We start from the raw sequence: 18,099 nt of genomic DNA, 5'->3' as shown, positions 1-18,099 counted from the left end.
GGCTCAGGCTCCCGTCGCGGCGGCGCGGCGCGCCTTCGGCCGGAAGGCCATCAGCCCGCGCGGCTCGATGAGGATGGCGGCGATGAGGATGACGCCGAACGCGAACTGCGAGAGGCCCGCCGCCTCGGACGACAGCGCCGCGTTCGCCACTTCCTCCAGCGGGATCAGGAACAGCGCGCCCACCAGCGGCCCGCCCAGGGTGCCGAGCCCACCGACGATGGCGATCATGGCCATGCGCACCGAGATGCCCGACAGGGAGAAGATGGAATCGGGATCGAAGAAGAAGGTGAACTGCGCGAACACCGTGCCGCACATGGCGGTGAGCGCCGCCGAGATGATGCTGGCCGTGAGCTTCACGCGGAAGGTGTCCACGCCCGCGACCTCGGCCGCCGCCTCATTCTCCCGCACCGCGCGCAGGCGGTAGCCGATGGCGCCCGAGGCCAGCAGGTGGAACACCAGGCACACCACCGCCAGCAGCACCAGGATGACCCAGTAATAGGAGGCCACCGAGCGGAAGGCGAACAGCGCCGGCTGGCTGCCCATGAAGGGGATGGACAGGCCCACCGGCCCGCCGGTCACATCGGCCCAGCTGTTGGCGATCACGCGCATCACCTCGGCGAAAGCGAGGGTGGCGAGGGCGAAATAGTGCCCCTTCAGCCGGAAGGTGGGAATGGAGAGCGCCGCCGCCGCCACGCCCGCCACCACGGCGCCCGCGAGCATGCCGATCCAGGGCGAGACGCCGAGCTTCAGGAACAGCAGCGTGGAGGTGTAGGCCCCGAGGCCGAAGAAGGCGGCGTGGCCGAGCGAGATCTGGTTGGCGAGCCCGCCCACGATGTTCCACGACTGCGCCATGGCCGCGAACAGCAGCACCATGGCCGCCACCCGCAGGATGTGGCCGCGCGGGTCGAGCACCAGCGGCAGCAGGGCGGCGGCGAGGAAGAACAGCACCAGCGCCGCGCGGGAGGGGGAAAGAAGGTTCCGCATGCTCAGGCGCCCTTGATGAGGCCCTGCGGGCGCAGGGCGAGAACGGCGATGAAGATCACGAACAGGCACAGGTTCTGGAGCTGGATGGGGAACACGAGCGCCGACAGCGACTGCACGATGCCCACCATGATGCCGCCCGCGAGCGCCCCCGCCACCGAGCCGAGGCCGCCCAGCACCACCACCGTGAACATGAGCACCACGAACTGCCCGCCCACCGTGGGGCTGACCGTGATGTAGGGCAGAATGACCGCGCCGCCGAAGGCGGTGAGCGCCACGCCGAGGCCGAAGGCCATCGCATAGGTGCGCTTGGTGTCCACGCCCACCAGGGTCGCGGCCATGGGGTCCTGCGCCACGGCGCGGATGGCGCGGCCGGTCCAGGAGCGCTCCAGGAACAGCCACAGCGCGGCGGCGAGCACCACGGCGGCGGCGAACGCATAGAGATAGGGCGCGCCCACGAAGATGTCGCCGAGCCGGAAGCCCTCCACCTGGTAGGGCACGCTCACCGAGCGGTAATCGGAGCCGAACACCATCAGCGCCGCGTTCTCGATGACGATCATGAGGCCGACGGTGAGGAACACCTGAGCCGCCGGGGGCGCCTTCAGCACCCGCTGCACCAGCGTGCGCTGGACGAGGTAGCCCACCCCGAACACGATGACGAAGGAGAGCACCGACCCGAGCATGGGGTCGAGGCCGAGGTAGCGCCATGCGAACCAGGCCACGTACATGCCGAGCATGAGGAATTCGGCATGGGCAAAATTGACGACGCCGAGAACGCCGAAGACGAGCGACAGCCCCGTCGAGATGACGCCATAGACGCCGCCGAGCAGGATGCCGTCCACGAGAGCCTGGAACATGCGTGCCCTTGCTGCTGGAGGGAGAATCCCCGCGGTCGCGGGGGCGGTTTCTTTGGAGGCGGGGAGGGGCAGGGGGAGCCCTCTCCCCGCCGTTTCGCCCGGGGGGTGGCCCGGGCGGCGGCTGGCGGGGCGGCGGGATGTCGCCGTCCGGGTCGCCGGTCAGGTGCGCGACGGCGTCACTCCACCGTCTTGCCCCGCCAGATGGGCTTTTCCTTCGCCGCCTTGGGCGGATAGACGGTGACCGGCTGGTCGCCGCGCCACTGCACCATGACGGGGAAGGAAGACGTGTTGAGGCCGGTCTTGTCGAACTTGATGCAGCCGCCCGGCACGCCGGCGGCGAGGTCGCCGCAGTAATCCAGCGTGGCGAGGGCGTCGCGCACCTTCTGCGGGTCGGAGGACTTGGCCTTCTCCATGGCCTTGGCCACCGCATCGAGGGCCGCCGCGTGGATGAGCGCCTCGTGGGTGATGAAGGTGCCGTATTTCTCCTTGTACTTCTTGGCGAGGTCGGGGATCAGGTCGCCCGAGGCCGCCGCCACCGAGAGCACGCCTTCCGCATACTCGCCGAGGCCCTTCTTGAAGTCGGGGATGATGTAGCCGGCGGCGCCGCCGATCACCGGAATGTCGATGTTCTGCTGGCGCAGGGCGCGGATGATGAGCAGGCTGTCGTTGAGATAGGAGACGGGGAAGGCCATCTGGGCGCCGGAGGCGCGCAGCTTGTTCACCAGCGGCGACACGTCGGTGATGCCGAGCGGATAGGCCTCGTCCAGCACGATCTCGACGCCGGCCTTCTTGGCCGCTTCGCGCAGGCCCTTGGCCTGGGCGGTGCCATAGGCGGTGTCCTCGTAGAGGATGGCGATCTTGTCGATCTTCTCGCCCGCCGCCTTGGCGATGGCGGTGGCATAGTCGAACTGGGCCTCGCCGAACACGGTGCCCTTGGGCGAGACCTGGAACACGTAATCGTAGCCGCGGCCGGTGATCTGGTCGGCGAAGGCGAAGGTGACGAGCGGGATCTGCGCGCGCTCGGTGACCTCGGATGCGGCAAGGGTGGTGGAGGAGACGAAGGCCCCCACCACGGCGCTCACGCCGTTCTGGGAGATGAGGCGCTGGGTGGCGGCGGCGGCGGTGTTGGGGGTGGGCACGTCGGCGGCCACCAGCTTGATCTTGGCGCCGCCCAGGGCCTTGATGCCGCCCGCCGCGTTGATGATCTCGGCGGCAAGCTCGGTGCCGCGCTGGGAGCCGATGCCGAACTGGGCGTTGGGGCCGGAAAGCGGCTGGATCACGCCCACCAGCACGTCATCGGCGGCGCGGGCGGGGGAAGCGAGAAAGGCGAACGCGGCGGCCCCCGCGGCGAGCATCATGCCCGTCGCGCGGCGCCGGTCGAGAGGTGCGGACATCTGGAAGTCCCCTTCGGCTCTGGCTGCGATGGGGTGACGCTAGAGCCTGTCGGACTTTTCCGTCAACAGCCGGCAAACGCAAATTTTGTGCATGTCGCGCACGGTGCAGTGCGGAAGATCGTAAAATATTGAAAATACGTATTTTTATCTGCACAAAATTCGCTCATGCAGCATGATTTCAACGCGTTGCGGCGCGATTTTTATGTGTCGGATTTTTCGACGAATGGAAATTTGAGAGGCAGGCTTTGGCGCTGGCTGCCTGTCGGGTTTTTCCGACAAGCGCGCTCCTTCCGGCGGCGGTAAAGGGGGGCGCCGGGCCCGCGCGCCCAGGCCGGAGCCCCCGTGAGCACCATGCTGAAACCACCGGGCGTGCCCCGGTACGCTCCGGGCGCGCCCTGTGGCCGTCGTGGAGTAGCCCTTGCGAACCGCCCTCATCCTGATAATGATACAATATATCATATCATATGCGGCGTGGGTGCTCCCCCGCCGGGCAACAGGGAGAATGGGCGTGCTTGAGAACCGCCTTCCGGTCACGGTCCTGTCGGGCTTTCTGGGCTCGGGAAAGACGACGCTGCTGAACCACATCCTCGCCAACCGCGAGGGGCTCAAGGTGGCGGTGATCGTCAACGACATGAGCGAGGTGAATATCGATGCCGAGCTGGTGCGCGCCGTTGGCGCCAATCTCTCCCACACCCAGGAACGGCTGGTGGAGATGACCAACGGCTGCATCTGCTGCACGCTCCGCGACGACCTGCTGACGGAGGTGCGCCGCCTTTCCGACGAAGGCCGCTTCGATTACCTGCTCATCGAATCCACCGGCATCGCGGAGCCGCTGCCCATCGCCGCCACATTCGATTTCCGCGACGAGCAGGGCCTCTCCCTTTCCGACATCGCCCGGCTCGACACCATGGTGACGGTGGTGGACGCGGCCAATCTGCTCAAGGATTTCGGCTCCCGCGACTTCCTGCGCGACCGGGGCGAAACCGCGGGAGAGGAGGACAATCGCACCCTGGTGGATCTCCTCACCGACCAGATCGAGTTCGCCGACGTGATCGTGCTCAACAAGATTTCGGCGGTGGACGCGCAGAAGCTCGGCGCCGTGCGCGCGGTGGTGAAATCGCTCAATCCCGATGCCCGCCTGGTCGAGACGGATTATTCCAAGGTTCCGCTTGCCGAGGTGCTCGGCACGGGGCGCTTCGACTTCGCGAAGGCGAGCACGCATCCGGTCTGGTTCAAGGAGCTGAACGGCTTCAAGGACCATGTGCCGGAAACGGAGGAATACGGCGTCTCGAGCTTCGTCTATCGTTCCCGCCGGCCGTTTCATCCCGAGCGGTTCCACGATTTCCTGTGCGAGACGTGGCCGGGGCTGGTGCGGGCCAAGGGCCTGTTCTGGCTGGCGACCCGGCCGAGCCGCGTCGGCGAGATGAGCCTTGCCGGCGCCATTTGCCAGACCGGCAACATCGGACGCTGGTGGGCGAGCGTGCCGAAGGGCTATTGGCCCACCCAGCCCGATTGGCGCTCCTGGCTCCGCTCCCATTGGGTGCCCGGCTACGGCGACCGCCGGCAGGAGCTGGTCTTCATCGGCATGAATCTGGACGAGGGCGCCATCCGCGCGGCGCTCGATGCCTGCCTTGTGGGGCCGGCTGACCCCAAGCGCTTCGATCCCGAAAAGCTGATGCACCTGCCGGACCCGTTCCCGGCCTGGGAGGCGGCGCCGGCGTGATCCGCCGGCTTCGCCGCTCCTCTGCCGGTGGCCCTCCGGTGCGGCATTGGCCACCATGGCCCGTGAGCCAAGCTCACGGGCTTCGCGGCATCAGTCCCAGGCCAGCGCTCCGCCGTTCTGGTATTCGATGACGCGGGTCTCGAAGAAGTTCTTCTCCTTCTTCAGGTCCATGGCCTCGCTCATCCAGGGGAAGGGATTTTCCGTCTCGCCGAACACGGGCGCGAGGCCGAGCTGGGCGCAGCGGCGATCGGCGATGAAGCGCATGTATTGCGCGCACGAGGCCGCGTTCAGCCCCAGCAGGCCGTGGGGCATGGTGTCCCGCCCATAGGCCGCCTCCAGCTCCGCCGCCTCCTTCAGCATGGCGCGCACCTCTTCCTGGAAGGCGGGCGTCCACAGGTGCGGATTCTCGGCCTTGATCTGGTTGATGACGTCGATGCCGAAGTTGAGATGGATGCTCTCGTCGCGCAGGATGTATTGATACTGCTCGGCGATGCCCACCATCTTGTTGCGCCGGCCCAGCGAGAGGATCTGCGCGAAGCCGGTGTAGAACCACATGCCCTCGAACACCACGTAGAAGGCCACGAGATCGCGCAGGAAGGCGCGGTCGGCCTCCGGCGTGCCGGTGGCGAAGGCGGGGTCGGCGAGGTTCTGCGTGTAGGCGAGCGCCCAGGCCGCCTTGTCGGTGATGGAGGGCACCTCCCGGTACATGTTGAACAATTCGCCCTCGTCGAGGCCGAGGCTTTCCACGATGTATTGGAAGGTGTGAGTGTGCACCGCCTCCTCGAAGGCCTGTCGCAGCAGGTATTGCCGGCATTCGGGATTGGCGAGGTGGCGGTAGATGGCGAGCACGATATTGTTCGCCACCAGGCTTTCCGAGGCGGCGAAGAAGCCGAGGTTGCGCTTCACCATGCGCCGCTCGTCCTCGGTGAGGCCCTCGCGCGACTTCCACAGCGCGATGTCGGCCTGCATGGATACTTCGGTTGGCATCCAGTGATTGTTGCAGGCGGAAAGGTATTTCTCCCAGGCCCAGCCGTATTTCATGGGCAGGATCTGGTTCACGTCGGCGCGGGCGTTGAGCATGCGCTTCTCGTCCACGCTCACGCGGCCGGCGCCGCGGGCGATGGCGCCGAGGCCGGTGGTGTCGGCGCCATCGCCAATGGGCGGCTGGGCGATGGTGGCGGGGAGGGGCGGCGCGGGGCGCGGCGCCGGGGCGGGTTGGGACCAGTCGAGCATGGCTGTGCCTTCTCCTGCGCTCACTGGCAGGCTTCGCAGGTGGGGTCGGCGATGGAGCAGGCGCCCGGCCCCTCCGCCAGGATGGGGGTGACGGCGTTGAGCTTGCCGTCGGTGCCGCGCAGGGTGGATTTCTCCACATGGGTGGCCGAGCGCGCGCGCAGGTAATAGGTGGTCTTCAGCCCCAGCCGCCATGCCAGCCGATAGGCCTCGTCCAGCTTCCGACCCGAGGGCTCGGCCATGTAGAGGTTGAGCGACTGGGCCTGGTCGATCCACTTCTGTCGCCGCGCGGCGGCGCGGATGAGCCATTCGGGCGCGACCTCGAAGGCGGTGGCGTAGAGTGCCTTCAGGTCTTCCGGCACGCGGTCTATGGCGCTCACCATGCCGTCATAATACTTGAGATCGGAGATCATCACCTCGTCCCACAGGCCGCGGGCCTTCAGGTCCCGCACCAGATTGGCATTCACCACCGTGAAGTCGCCGGACATGTTGGCCTTCACGTAAAGCTGGCTGTAAGCCGGCTCGATGGACTGGGAGACACCGACGATGTTGGAGATGGTCGCCGTGGGGGCGATGGCCATGACATTGGAATTGCGCATGCCGGTGGAGATCACGCGGGCGCGCAGGGCCGCCCAGTCGAGGGTGGACGAACGGTCGAGGACGATGTTCCCCTCCCGCGCGTCCTCCAGCAGGGCGAGGCTGTCGATGGGCAGGATGCCCCTCGACCACAGCGAGCCCTCGAACGAGGCGTAGCGTCCCCGCTCGGCGGCGAGGTCCACCGAGGCCGAGATGGCGAAATGGCTCAGCGCCTCCATGGAGGTGTCCGCGAACGCCACCGCCTCCTCCGACGCGGTGGGCAGGCGCAGGGCCTCCAGCGCGTCCTGGAAGCCCATCAGCCCAAGGCCCACCGGCCGGTGCCGCAGGTTGGAACGGCGCGCTTCCGGGATGGTGTAGAAATTGATGTCCACCACATTGTCCAGCATCCGCATGGCGGTGGACACCGTGCGCCGCAGGCGGTCGAGGTCGAGGCCGGCCGCGCTGACATGAGCCACGAGGTTGATCGAGCCGAGGTTGCAGACCGCCACCTCGTCGGCGCTGGTGTTCAGCGTGATCTCGGTGCACAGGTTCGAGGAATGCACAACCCCGGCATGCTGCTGGGGTGAGCGCAGGTTGCAGGGGTCCTTGAAGGTGACCCAGGGGTGCCCGGTCTCGAACAGCATGGTCAGCATGCGCCGCCACAGGTCCACCGCCTTCACCCGGCGCCAGACCCGCATCTCGCCCCGCTCCGCCCGCGCCTCGCAGGCTTCATAGGCGGCCTTGAAGGGCTTTCCGTAGAGGTCGTGCAGCTCGGGCACCTCGTCGGGCGAGAACAGGGTCCATTCGGCACCCGCCTCGACCCGTTCCATGAAGAGGTCCGGCACCCAGTTGGCGGTGTTCATGTCGTGGGTGCGGCGGCGATCATCGCCGGTATTCTTCCGAAGATCGAGGAATTCCTCGATGTCGATGTGCCATGTCTCCAGGTAGGCGCACACCGCGCCCTTGCGCTTTCCGCCCTGGTTGACCGCAATGGCCGTGTCGTTCGCCACCTTCAGGAAGGGAACGACGCCCTGGCTCTCCCCATTCGTGCCCTTGATATGCGCGCCGAGGCCGCGAACCTGGGTCCAGTCATTCCCCAGGCCGCCGGAATACTTGGCGAGCAGGGCATTGTCCTTGATAGCCTTGAAGATGCCTTCGAGATCGTCGGAAACGGTGGTGAGGAAGCAGGAGGAAAGCTGCGGGCGCAGGGTGCCGGCATTGAACAGGGTCGGCGTCGAGGCCATGAAATCGAAGGAGGAAAGAAGATCGTAGAAGGCGATCGCCCGCCCCTCCCGGTCGATCTCCCGCAATGCGAGGCCCATGGCCACCCGCATGAAGAAGGCTTGCGGCAGCTCGAAGCGGGTTCCGCCCACATGCAGGAAGTAACGGTCATAGAGAGTCTGGAGGCCGAGATAGTCGAACTGAAGATCCCGCTCCGGCTTGAGCGCGGCGGCGAGGCGGGCAAGGTCGAAACGGCCGAGCTCAGGGTCGAGCAGGCCGGCTGAGATGCCGGTTTCCACATAGGCGGGAAAGTATTCGGCGTAGCGCTCCGCCATCTCCGCCTGGGTCGCCTCGTCCGGCCGGCGGTGCACAAAGGAGAGCGCCTCGCGCCGCAGGCTGTCGGTGAGCAGGCGGGCGGAAACCTTGGCATAGCCGGGCTCGGTCTCGATCAGCGTGCGGGCGGCCAGGATGGGCGCCTGGGCCAGCTCCGCCCGCGAGATGCCGTCATAGAGATTGCGCCGCGTTTCCACGAGAATCGGCTCTGCCGCCACCCCTTCGAGCCCGGCGCAGGCCTCGCGGATGAGCGCTTCGAGCCGGGCCGCGTCGAGCGGCGCCAGCGTGCCGTCGGCCGCCCGCATCCGCAAGGCTGGGGCGGCTTCGGCCTGCTCCTTCGCGGCCCGCGCGGCGGCGCGCTCCTTCGCCCGCTCCTCGCGATAGAGCACATAGGCGCGGGCCACCTTGTGGTGCTCGCCGCGCATCAGCGCCAGCTCCACCTGGTCCTGGACGTCCTCGATGTGGAAGGTGCGGCCGGCATCGGCCCGGCGGGTGAGGCCCGCCACCACCTGCTCGGTGAGGGCGGAGACGATCTCGTGCACCCGGCGGGAGGCAGCGGCTTGCCCGCCCTCAACCGCCAGGAACGCCTTGGTGAGCGCCACCGCGATCTTGGACGCATCGAACGGCGTGACCGCGCCGTTGCGGCGGATCACCTGATAGCCTGGCCCGGCCGCGTGCGTGGCCGGGGAGAGGCTCGCGGGCAGGCCCGCGGCGACGGGCTGGCCGGTCTGGATGGAAAGGGACATGCGCCTTGAACCCCAAGAAGTTGGGAGCAAAGGCCGAGCGGTCGCAAACGGGGCACGGGCGATGCCGCCGCGCCGAAGATGCGATCCACCGGGACACCCCGCCCGAGGACGATATGCGGTGTCACGGCAGGTCTCCTGGCTCGCGGGTCATCGCTATCGGTCCGCCTTCCCGGGCTTGCGCCCAGTGACATGCGTGGACCTCGGCTCGCCGCTCACAGTTGCGGGGGCAGCGCCGGCATCGCACCGGCTTCCCTCTTGGCTCTCGCTCTTTCGAGTCGAGAGACCGTGACCACAACATGTAGCGCCGTTTAGCCGACTGCTGTCAATATTTGGCGGGCGCTATCCTCCGTTCGGCACGTCTTGTGGAAAATGGCGCCACCGCCGGCAGGGCCTGCCGGCGGTGGGCTGGGGCCGGAGCGGAGCGTCAGCCCGCGGCGCGCAGGGCCTGGGCCGCGGCCACCATGTTGGCGAGGGCGGGGCGCACCTCCTCCCACCTGCGGGTCTTCAGGCCGCAGTCCGGGTTGATCCAGATCTGCGCGTCGTCGAGCCGGCGGCGGGCGAGGGAGAGGAGCTCCGTCATCTCCGCCACCGAGGGCACGCGCGGGGAGTGGATGTCATAGACGCCGGGGCCGATCTCGTTGGGATACTTGTAGGTCTTGAACGCGTCGAGCAGCTCCATCTTCGAGCGCGAGGTCTCGATGGAGATGACGTCCGCGTCCATGGCGGCGATGGCGTCGATGATGTCGTTGAACTCGGAGTAGCACATGTGGGTGTGCACCTGGGTCTCGTCGGCGACGCCCGAGGCGCACAGGCGGAAGCACTCCACCGCCCAGGCGAGATATTCGCCCCACTGGCCCCGGCGCAGCGGCAGCCCCTCGCGCAGGGCGGCCTCGTCGATCTGGATCATGGCGGTGCCCGCCCGCTCCAGGTCCTCGACCTCGTCGCGGATGGCGAGGGCGATCTGCCGGCAGGCGGCGGCGCGGGGGATGTCGTCACGCACGAATGACCAGTTGAGGATGGTCACCGGGCCGGTCAGCATGCCCTTCACCGGCTTCTGCGTGAGCGACTGGGCATAGCGCCACCACGCCACCGTCATGGGCGCGGGGCGGGAGACATCGCCGAACAGGACGGGCGGGCGCACGTAGCGCGAGCCGTAGCTCTGCACCCAGCCATGCTTGGTGAAGGCGAAACCGGAAAGCTGCTCGCCGAAATACTGCACCATGTCGTTGCGCTCGAACTCGCCGTGGACCAGCACGTCGAGGCCGATCTCCTCCTGCCAGCGCACGGCACGCGCCGTCTCCTCGCGCAGGAAGGTGGTGTAGGCGCCGTCGCTCAGCGTGCCCTTGGCGTGGGCGGCGCGGGCCTGACGCACTTCGGCGGTCTGCGGGAAGGACCCGATGGTGGTGGTGGGAAAGGCCGGCAGGCCGAAGCGCCGCCGCTGCAGCTCGGCGCGCGCGGCGAAGGGATTCTTCCGGCGGGCCATTTCGTCCGTGACCATGGCGATGCGGGCGGCGACGGCGGCATTGTGCACCTTGGGCGAGGTCCGGCGGGCTGCCGCCGCAGCGGCGGAGGCCTCGAGCGCGACCTTCACCGTGTCACTCGCGCCGGAGAGCGCTGCGGCGAGCACGCGCAGCTCGTCCATCTTCTGCAGCGAGAAGGACAGCCAGGACTTCAGCTCCGGGTCGAGACCGGTCTCCTGGTCCAGATCGATGGGGACATGGAGGAGCGAGCAGGAGGGCGCGATCTGCACATGATCGGTGCCGCGCCGCGCCACCACGTCCTTCAGACGCTCCGCCAGGGCCGGCAGGTCGGCGCGCCAGATGTTGCGCCCGTCGATGACGCCGAGCGAGAGCACAAGGCCCTTCGGCGCCCGCGCCGCCACCGTTTCGAGCTGCTCCGGCGCGCGGGCGAGATCGAGGTGCAGGCCAGCCACCGGCAGGGAGAGGGCGGTGTCCAGGTTATCGTCGAGCGCGCTGAAATAGGTGGCGAGCATGATCTTGAGGTTTGGCAGCGCGCGGGCGAAGGCGCCGTAGGCACGGCGCAGGGCGTCGCGGGCGGTCTCGTCGAGGTCGAGCACCAGGCAGGGCTCGTCCACCTGCACCCATTCCGCGCCGTTGGCGACGAGGCGGCGCAGCATGTCGGTGTAGACCGGCAGCAGGTTTCCGAGCAGGGAGAGGGGATCGAAGTCCGCCGCCTTGGACTTGGCGAGCTTCAGGAAGGTGACGGGGCCGAGCAGCACGGGGCGCGTCTCGAAGCCCAGGGCCTTGGCCTCGCGATACTCTTCCACGGCCTTGAGGGAGGCGAGCTCGAAGCGCTGGCCGGGCGCGAGCTCGGGCACCATGTAGTGGTAGTTCGTGTCGAACCACTTCGTCATTTCCTGCGCGGGCGCGCCGGTGCCCGCGTGGTGAACATGGCCGCAGGCGCCTGCCGCCGCCCCGCCGCTGCCGCGCGCCATGGCGAAATAGGTGGCGAGCGGCACCTTGCCGCCGCTCCAGCCGTAGGCCTCGGGAATGGCGCCCACCATCACGCTGGTGTCCAGCACCTGATCGTAGAGCGAGAAGTCGTTGGAGGGGATGACGGTGATGCCCCGCGCCTTCTGCCGCGCCCAGTTCTGCGCGCGCAGGGCGGCGGCGGCGGCGAGCAGCTCCGCTTCGGAGGTCTTGCCGGCCCAATGGCTTTCGAGCGCGGCCTTCAGCTCGCGGCGCGGGCCGATGCGGGGCGTGCCCAGGGTGGCGACGGGGATGGCGGAACGGGAACTGGCGGAGGCGGTCACGGCGTGAAGCCCTTCTGCTGTGGGCGGGCCGTGAGGGCAGGCGTCGAGCCCCCGCGCGGCGGGAGCCGGCGGAGCTTGAGCGCACCACCGGGACACCCCGCCCGAGGACGTTTCTGTTGCCGGGGCAGGTCTCCTGGCTCACGGGTCACGGCCTTGCGTCCGCCTTCCCGGGCTCGCGCCCAGTGGCATGGATGGAGCTTGGCTCGCCGCTGACAGTTGCGGGGGCAGTGCCGGCTTCGCACCGGCTTCCCTCTTAGCCGCGGCACCGGAAAACCGGACCGCGGAACCTCGACGCCGACCAGTCTGTCCGTGGGCGGCGGTTCTGTCAAGCATCATATAAGGATATGCTTATGTCGTGATTCCAATTGGGGGCGTTGATGTCGCGGCCCGCGCGGTGGTGCGCGGGCGCTACTCAGCCCGCCGCATAGGGCGTGAACGCGCTGCGATTTTCATCCACGGCCAGTGGGCGGCCGATGAGAGGGAAGGCGCGCTGGGGGCAGGCGGGGCGCTCGCACACCTTGCACCCGGCGCCGATGGGCGTGGCCGCCGCCGGGTCGTCCAGGGCGAGTCCGCGCGAATAGACCAGCCGGCCGGCATGGCGAATGTCGCAGCCGAGGCCGATGGCGAAGGTCTTGCCGGGATCGCCATAGCCGCCGGCGGCGTGGTGCACGGTGCGGGCGATCCAGAGATAGGTGCGCCCGTCCGGCATCTGCGCCTGCTGGGTGAGGATGCGGCCGGGCTGGGCGAAGGCCTCGTAGACGTTCCACAGCGGGCAGGTGCCGCCCACGCGCGAGAAGTGGAAATCGGTGGCCGACTGGCGCTTGGAGATGTTGCCCGCCCGGTCCACGCGGATGAAGAAGAACGGCACCCCCAGCGCGCCCGGCCGCTGGAGGGACGAGAGTCGATGGCAGATGGTCTCGTAGCCGACCCCGAAGCGGGCGCCGAGCCGCTCGATGTCGTAGCGTTCCGCCTCGGCCGCTTTGAGGAAGGCGTCGTAGGGCATCAGCAGCGCGCCGGCGAAATAATTGGCGAGGCCGATGCGGGCGAGGGCGTGGCTTTCCCGCGCCCCCTGGGCGGCCGCTCCGGCGAGGCGGGCGATGGTCTCGCCGGCTTCCAGGAAGGCGAGCTGGGTGGCGATCTGGAATGCACGCTGGCCGCCGTCGAGCCGGCGGGAAAGGCGCAGCACGCGCTCGCCGGGCAGGAAGCGGCGCTGGCTCTCGCCCTCTGTGCGCGCCACGCGCACGCCGTGGCGGGTTTCGAGATGGCGGGCGAGGCCCTCGGCCATGTCTCCGGGTGCCAGATCCGCGTTTTGCGCCAGCTTTTCGGCGGCCTCATCCAGCTCCGCGAAGTAGTTGTGGTGGGCGTAGAAGAAATCGCGCACCTGCTCGTAAGGCATCAGCGCCGCCGGGGCGGCGATGCCGCCTGAGCCGAGGCCGAGCTCTCCGGCCATGGCGTCGGCGCGCTCCAGCGCGTGGCGCCAGCGCCGGTGCAGGGCCGCCACGGCGCGCCCGAGCGCGGGCATGGCGGAGGCCACCTCCTTCATCTCCGCGAGGCTCACCTGCTCGCCGTTGAGGGGATCGGCGAACACCTCCCGCAGGTCCGCCACCAGCCGCCCCTCGTCTCCCTCCGAGAACAGCTGCACGTCCACGCCGAAGATGGCGTTGATCTTGAGCAGCACGGGCACGGTGAGGGGGCGCTGGTTCTTCTCCAATTGGTTGAGATAGCTGGCGGAGAGGCCGAGCGCCTGGGCCAGCGCCGCCTGGGTGAGGCCCCGTTCTTCCCGCAGCCGCTTCAGCCGCACGCCCACGAAGGTCTTCTTCATGCCTGGCTCCGAGATTCGCAACATTTGCAAATCAGCGCTCTACGCCTCGCAAATCCACGCATTTTCAGTCATTCCGCGCTGTCTCGTCGGCAAATATTGTGAGGAAACGATCCGGCCGCAAGACAAATCGCAGCCGGCGCGCAGCAGCCGAAACGCGAAGAGGAAGACCCCATGGGCCAGCGCAAGAGCTACGCCGAACTCGCCGCCGAACTGAAGGCGCGGTTCCCCGATGGCGTGGCGCCCGGCGGCGTGAGCGTGGACGACATCGTCCAGCTCCGCCTCCAGAACACGTTCGACACCCATCTCGACATCGCCCGCGCCATGGCCAAGGTGATGCGCGCCGACATGGCGGCCTATGACGCCGACGCCTCCCGCTTCACCCAGTCGCTGGGCTGCTGGTCCGGCTTCCACGCGCAGCAGATGATCAAGTCGGTGAAGCGCCTCAAGGGCACGGCGAAGGGCGCCTATGTCTATCTTTCCGGCTGGATGGTGGCGGGCCTGCGCAACCGCTTCGGCCACCTGCCGGACCAGTCCATGCACGAGAAGACCTCGGTGGCGGACCTGATCGAGGAGATCTACGTCTCCCTGCGCCAGGCGGACGAGGTGGCGATCAACGACCTGTTCAAGGCGCTCAAGGCCGCGCGCGCCAAGGGCGACCGGGCCGCCGAGGCCGAGGCCATCGCCGCCATCGACAGTTTCGAGACCCATGTGGTGCCGATCATCGCCGACATCGACGCCGGCTTCGGCAACGAGCACGCCACCTACCTGCTCGCCAAGGAGATGATCAAGGCCGGGGCCTGCTGCCTCCAGATCGAGAACCAGGTGTCCGACGCCAAACAGTGCGGGCACCAGGACGGCAAGGTGACGGTGCCGCGCGAGGACTTCATCGAGAAGCTGCGCGCCTGCCGCCTCGCCTTCGAGGAGCTGGGTGTGGAGGACGGTGTCATCGTCGCCCGCACCGACAGCCTCGGCGCCGGCCTCACCCAGAAGATCCCCGTGAGCCGCGCGCCGGGCGACCTCGCCAGCCAGTACAACAAGTGGCTGAAGACCTCGCCCGTCACGCTCTCCGATCCGCTGAGCGAAGGCGAGCTCGCCATGGTGCTCGACGGCGCGCTGGTGCGCCCGGAGCGGCTCGCCAACGGCCTGTTCGCGTTCAAGGAGGGCACCGGCCGCGCCCGCGTGATCGAGGATTGCATCGCCTCCCTCACCCACGGCGGCGCCGACCTGCTGTGGATCGAGACCGACACGCCCAGCGTGAAGGAGATCGCCGGCATGGTGGCCGAGATCCGCGCGGCGGTGCCGCACGCCAAGCTCACCTACAACAACTCACCCTCCTTCAACTGGACCCTCAACCTGCGCAAGCAGGTGCGCGCCGAATGGATCGCCCAGGGCCGCGCCGGCGCGGAGAGCTATCCGGACGGGCTCCAGCTCATGTCCGCGAAGCTCGACGGCGACGAACTGGGGCAGGAGGCGGACCGGCGCCTCGCGCAGTTCCAGGCGGACATCTCGGCCGAGGCCGGCGTGTTCCACAATCTCATCACGCTGCCGACCTTCCACCTCACCGCCAAGAGCATGGACGAGCTGAGCCACGGCTATTTCGGCGCCGACCGCATGAAGGCCTATGTGAACACGGTTCAGCGCGAGGAGATCCGGCGCGGTGTCTCGGCGGTGAAGCACCAGCACGAGGTGGGGTCCGATCTCGGCGACACCTTCAAGGAGATGGTGGGCGGCGAACGGGCGCTGAAGGCCGGCGGGCACGCCAACACCATGAACCAGTTCGCGGCGGAGTGACCTCCCGCCCCGTTCCCTCTCTCGGCGTGGAAGGCGGCACCTCCCCCGCGTGCCGGCCGGCGGGCCGTGGCAGCCTGCCTGCCGGATGAGAGAGGGCAAGGGTGAGGGGTCGCCCGCCCGCGGTTCAGGGCTTCGCCGGAAGGCAGTGCCCCTCACCCGTCTTTTCCTTGCCGTTCCCAGCTTGAGGAGGATCGAGGATGAATGCCGAATTCAAGGCCGTCGTGGCGCAGGAGCGTCCGGAGCAGGAGAAGGCCATCAACCGTGTCGCCGATGCGGTGCACCGGGTGAACGAGGCCATCCAGCGCGCGGTCGCCGCCGGGGTCTCGGTGGAGCTGGTGCGCGTCTCGCGCCACCACGACGGCGCCGGCGCGTGGGGGGACCAGATGATCCCCCTGGTGCGCGGGCCCTCCGCCCCCGGAGGGGCTTGAGATGACCGCGCCCGCGGCCGTCCTCCCGCGCGCGGCCGGCGCGGGCGCCGCCCCCGGTCCGGACCAGACTTCCTTCGTGGAGATGGTGTTTCCGGAGCAGGCCAACCATTACGGCACCCTGTTCGGCGGCAACGCCCTCTCCCTCATGGGCAAGGCGGCCTTCGTGGCCGCCACCCGCCGCGCCCGCGCGCCGGTCGTCATGGCGCGCGCGGAGAAGACCGATTTCCACGAGCCGGTGCGGGTGGGCGAGATCGTGGAGGTCAACGCCCGCGTCATCCGCGTGGGGCGCGCCTCCATGACGGTGGAGGTAGAGATGACGGCCGAGGCCCTCGTCTCCGGTGCCCGCCGGCTCGCGGTGCGCGGGGCCTTCGAGATGGTGGCGGTGGATGCCGCCGGCCGCCCGGTGCCCGTGCCTTCCCCCATTCATCAAGACGAGGATCAACGCCCGTGAAGCAGCACCACGTCCACACCTACAAGTCCGCCGAGCCCCTGGCGCGCGCAGACCAGCTCGCCTGGAAGATCGCGGCGGTGGCGACCGATCCGGTGGAGGTGGAAGCCGATGTGGCCGAGATGATCGGCAACCGCATCATCGACAATGCGGCGGTGGCGGCGGCCTCCCTCACGCGGCGCCCGGTGGCGAGCGCGCGGGCGCAGGCCCTGGCCCACCCCTACCAGCCCGGCGCCACCGTGTTCGGCCTTTCCCAGCACCGGCGCGTTTCGCCAGAGTGGGCGGCGTGGGCCAACGGAGTCGCCGTGCGCGAGCTCGACTTCCACGACACCTTCCTCGCCGCCGAATACTCCCACCCCGGCGACAATATCCCCCCGGTGCTGGCCGTGGCCCAGCACTGTGGGCTCGATGGCGCGGCGCTGGTACGCGGCCTCGCGGCGGCCTACGAGATCCAGGTGGACCTCGTGAAGGGCATCTGCCTGCACGAGCACAAGATCGACCATATCGCCCATCTCGGCCCCTCCGCCGCCGCCGGCATCGGCGCGGCGCTCGGTCTGCCCACCGAAACGGTCTACCAGGCGGTGCAGCAGGCGCTGCATGTCACCACCACCACCCGCCAGTCGCGCAAGGGCGAGATTTCCAGCTGGAAGGCCTACGCTCCTGCCTTCGCCGGAAAGATGGCGGTGGAAGCCGTGGACCGCGTGATGCGCGGGGAGGGCGCGCCCTCGCCGGCGTGGGAGGGCGAGGACGGCTTCATCGCCTGGATGCTGGGCGGCCCGAAGGCGGAATACCTCGTGCCCCTGCCCGAGGCGGGTGAGGCCAAGCGCGCCATCCTCGACACCTACACCAAGGAGCATTCGGCCGAATACCAGAGCCAGGCGCTCATCGACCTCGCCCGCCGGCTGGGGCCGAAGATCCGGGAGGCGGCGGGCGACCTCTCGCAGGTGGTGTCCATCGTCATCCACACCAGCCATCACACCCATTATGTGATCGGCACCGGCGCCAACGACCCGCAGAAGATGGACCCCGGGGCGAGCCGCGAGACCCTCGACCATTCCATCATGTACATCTTCGCGGTGGCGCTGGAGGACGGCGCCTGGCACCACGCGCGTTCCTACGCGCCGGAGCGGGCGGGTCGTCCCTCCACGGTCGCGCTGTGGCGCAAGGTCTCCACGGTGGAGGACCCCGAGTGGACCCGCCGCTACCATAGCCGCGATCCGAGGGAGAAAGCCTTCGGCGGCCGCGTGGTGGTGACGCTGCAGGACGGCCGGGTGATCGAGGACGAGCTCGCCATCGCCGACGCCCACCCCCTCGGTGCCCGCCCGTTCGGGCGGCGCGAGTACATCGCGAAGTTCCGCGAGCTGGCGCAGGGCGTGGTGGCTCCGGCCGAGCAAGAGCGCTTCCTGGGCACGGTGGAACGCCTGACCAAGCTGAAGGCGGACGACCTTGCCGGCCTGACCTTCCAGGTCGATCCGGCCCTGCTCGGCGCCACCCGTGCCACCGGCATCTTCGATTGGCGTGGCCACGCTGCGCCCGAGCTGTCCGTCGTCTCGGGCTGATCGGCTTCTCGCGCCCGGTCGAACCCTCTCCCGCTCGCGGGGGAGGGCAGGGAGGGGGAAAGCGCGGCTCACAACGCGCCTGACGGCACCCGCCCGCGTCCCGTCCCCTCGCCGCGGATGTCCGCCCCTCCCCAGCCCTCCCCCGCAAGCGGGAGAGGGCGCTGCGCGCCGCCCGGTGGACTCTCCGCGCGGTCGCGGCCAGCGATCCGCTTTTTCA

At 68.8% G+C, this 18,099-nt stretch carries 12 protein-coding genes and 2 riboswitches; of the genes, 5 read left to right on the top strand and 7 right to left on the bottom strand.

Annotated features, from left to right (window positions below):
* Positions 1 to 3: 3 nt before the first annotated feature.
* The 3 genes from V5F75_RS16860 to V5F75_RS16850 form a co-directional block, all read right to left on the bottom strand.
* Positions 4 to 984, bottom strand: a complete 981-nt coding sequence (locus tag V5F75_RS16860; RefSeq protein WP_394033941.1) for a branched-chain amino acid ABC transporter permease — start codon at positions 982 to 984, stop codon at positions 4 to 6.
* Between the two features lie 2 nt (positions 985 to 986).
* Entirely contained in the window at positions 987 to 1,838 is an 852-nt protein-coding gene (locus tag V5F75_RS16855) for a branched-chain amino acid ABC transporter permease (protein WP_394033940.1), read from the bottom strand.
* Positions 1,839 to 2,014: 176 nt separating this feature from the next.
* A complete protein-coding gene (locus V5F75_RS16850; RefSeq protein WP_394033939.1) occupies positions 2,015 to 3,232 on the bottom strand; it encodes an ABC transporter substrate-binding protein in 1,218 nt (405 codons plus the stop codon).
* A gap of 502 nt (positions 3,233 to 3,734) precedes the next feature.
* On the opposite strand from V5F75_RS16850, the gene zigA reads away from it, so the two are divergent.
* Positions 3,735 to 4,955, top strand: coding sequence for a zinc metallochaperone GTPase ZigA (gene zigA / locus V5F75_RS16845; RefSeq protein ID WP_394033938.1), 1,221 nt, complete (start codon positions 3,735 to 3,737; stop codon positions 4,953 to 4,955).
* 90 nt (positions 4,956 to 5,045) lie between these two features.
* On the opposite strand, the gene V5F75_RS16840 is transcribed toward zigA, so the two are convergent.
* The 4 genes from V5F75_RS16840 to V5F75_RS16825 all read right to left on the bottom strand — a co-directional run bounded on the left by V5F75_RS16840 (position 5,046) and on the right by V5F75_RS16825 (position 13,656).
* The gene (locus tag V5F75_RS16840; RefSeq protein ID WP_394033937.1) at positions 5,046 to 6,188 is read right to left on the bottom strand and encodes a ribonucleotide-diphosphate reductase subunit beta; all 1,143 of its coding nucleotides are present in this window, start codon (positions 6,186 to 6,188) and stop codon (positions 5,046 to 5,048) included.
* Positions 6,189 to 6,208: 20 nt separating this feature from the next.
* A complete protein-coding gene (locus tag V5F75_RS16835) occupies positions 6,209 to 9,061 on the bottom strand; it encodes a ribonucleoside-diphosphate reductase subunit alpha (protein WP_394033936.1) in 2,853 nt (950 codons plus the stop codon).
* A 108-nt stretch (positions 9,062 to 9,169) separates the two neighbouring features.
* Positions 9,170 to 9,364: riboswitch (cobalamin riboswitch) on the bottom strand.
* 121 nt (positions 9,365 to 9,485) lie between these two features.
* The gene (gene metE, locus V5F75_RS16830; protein ID WP_394033935.1) at positions 9,486 to 11,834 is read right to left on the bottom strand and encodes a 5-methyltetrahydropteroyltriglutamate--homocysteine S-methyltransferase; all 2,349 of its coding nucleotides are present in this window, start codon (positions 11,832 to 11,834) and stop codon (positions 9,486 to 9,488) included.
* Positions 11,835 to 11,940: 106 nt separating this feature from the next.
* A riboswitch (cobalamin riboswitch) is annotated at positions 11,941 to 12,140 on the bottom strand.
* Positions 12,141 to 12,246: 106 nt separating this feature from the next.
* The gene (locus V5F75_RS16825) at positions 12,247 to 13,656 is read right to left on the bottom strand and encodes a short-chain fatty acyl-CoA regulator family protein (protein ID WP_394033934.1); all 1,410 of its coding nucleotides are present in this window, start codon (positions 13,654 to 13,656) and stop codon (positions 12,247 to 12,249) included.
* Positions 13,657 to 13,827: 171 nt separating this feature from the next.
* On the opposite strand from V5F75_RS16825, the gene V5F75_RS16820 reads away from it, so the two are divergent.
* The 4 genes from V5F75_RS16820 to V5F75_RS16805 all read left to right on the top strand — a co-directional run bounded on the left by V5F75_RS16820 (position 13,828) and on the right by V5F75_RS16805 (position 17,882).
* Complete coding sequence (locus V5F75_RS16820; RefSeq protein ID WP_394033933.1) at positions 13,828 to 15,447, top strand: isocitrate lyase; 1,620 nt, start codon at positions 13,828 to 13,830, stop codon at positions 15,445 to 15,447.
* 197 nt (positions 15,448 to 15,644) lie between these two features.
* Positions 15,645 to 15,875, top strand: coding sequence for a hypothetical protein (locus tag V5F75_RS16815; protein WP_394033932.1), 231 nt, complete (start codon positions 15,645 to 15,647; stop codon positions 15,873 to 15,875).
* 1 nt (position 15,876) lies between these two features.
* Entirely contained in the window at positions 15,877 to 16,326 is a 450-nt protein-coding gene (locus V5F75_RS16810) for an acyl-CoA thioesterase (protein ID WP_394033931.1), read from the top strand.
* The gene (locus V5F75_RS16805) at positions 16,323 to 17,882 is read left to right on the top strand and encodes an MmgE/PrpD family protein (protein ID WP_394033930.1); all 1,560 of its coding nucleotides are present in this window, start codon (positions 16,323 to 16,325) and stop codon (positions 17,880 to 17,882) included. The genes V5F75_RS16810 and V5F75_RS16805 overlap by 4 nt, the downstream gene beginning before the upstream one ends.
* Positions 17,883 to 18,099 lie beyond the last annotated feature (217 nt).

The organism is Xanthobacter albus (assembly GCF_043194895.2).
Lineage (GTDB): Bacteria > Pseudomonadota > Alphaproteobacteria > Rhizobiales > Xanthobacteraceae > Xanthobacter.
This window is presented reverse-complemented; position numbering and strand designations above follow the sequence as displayed.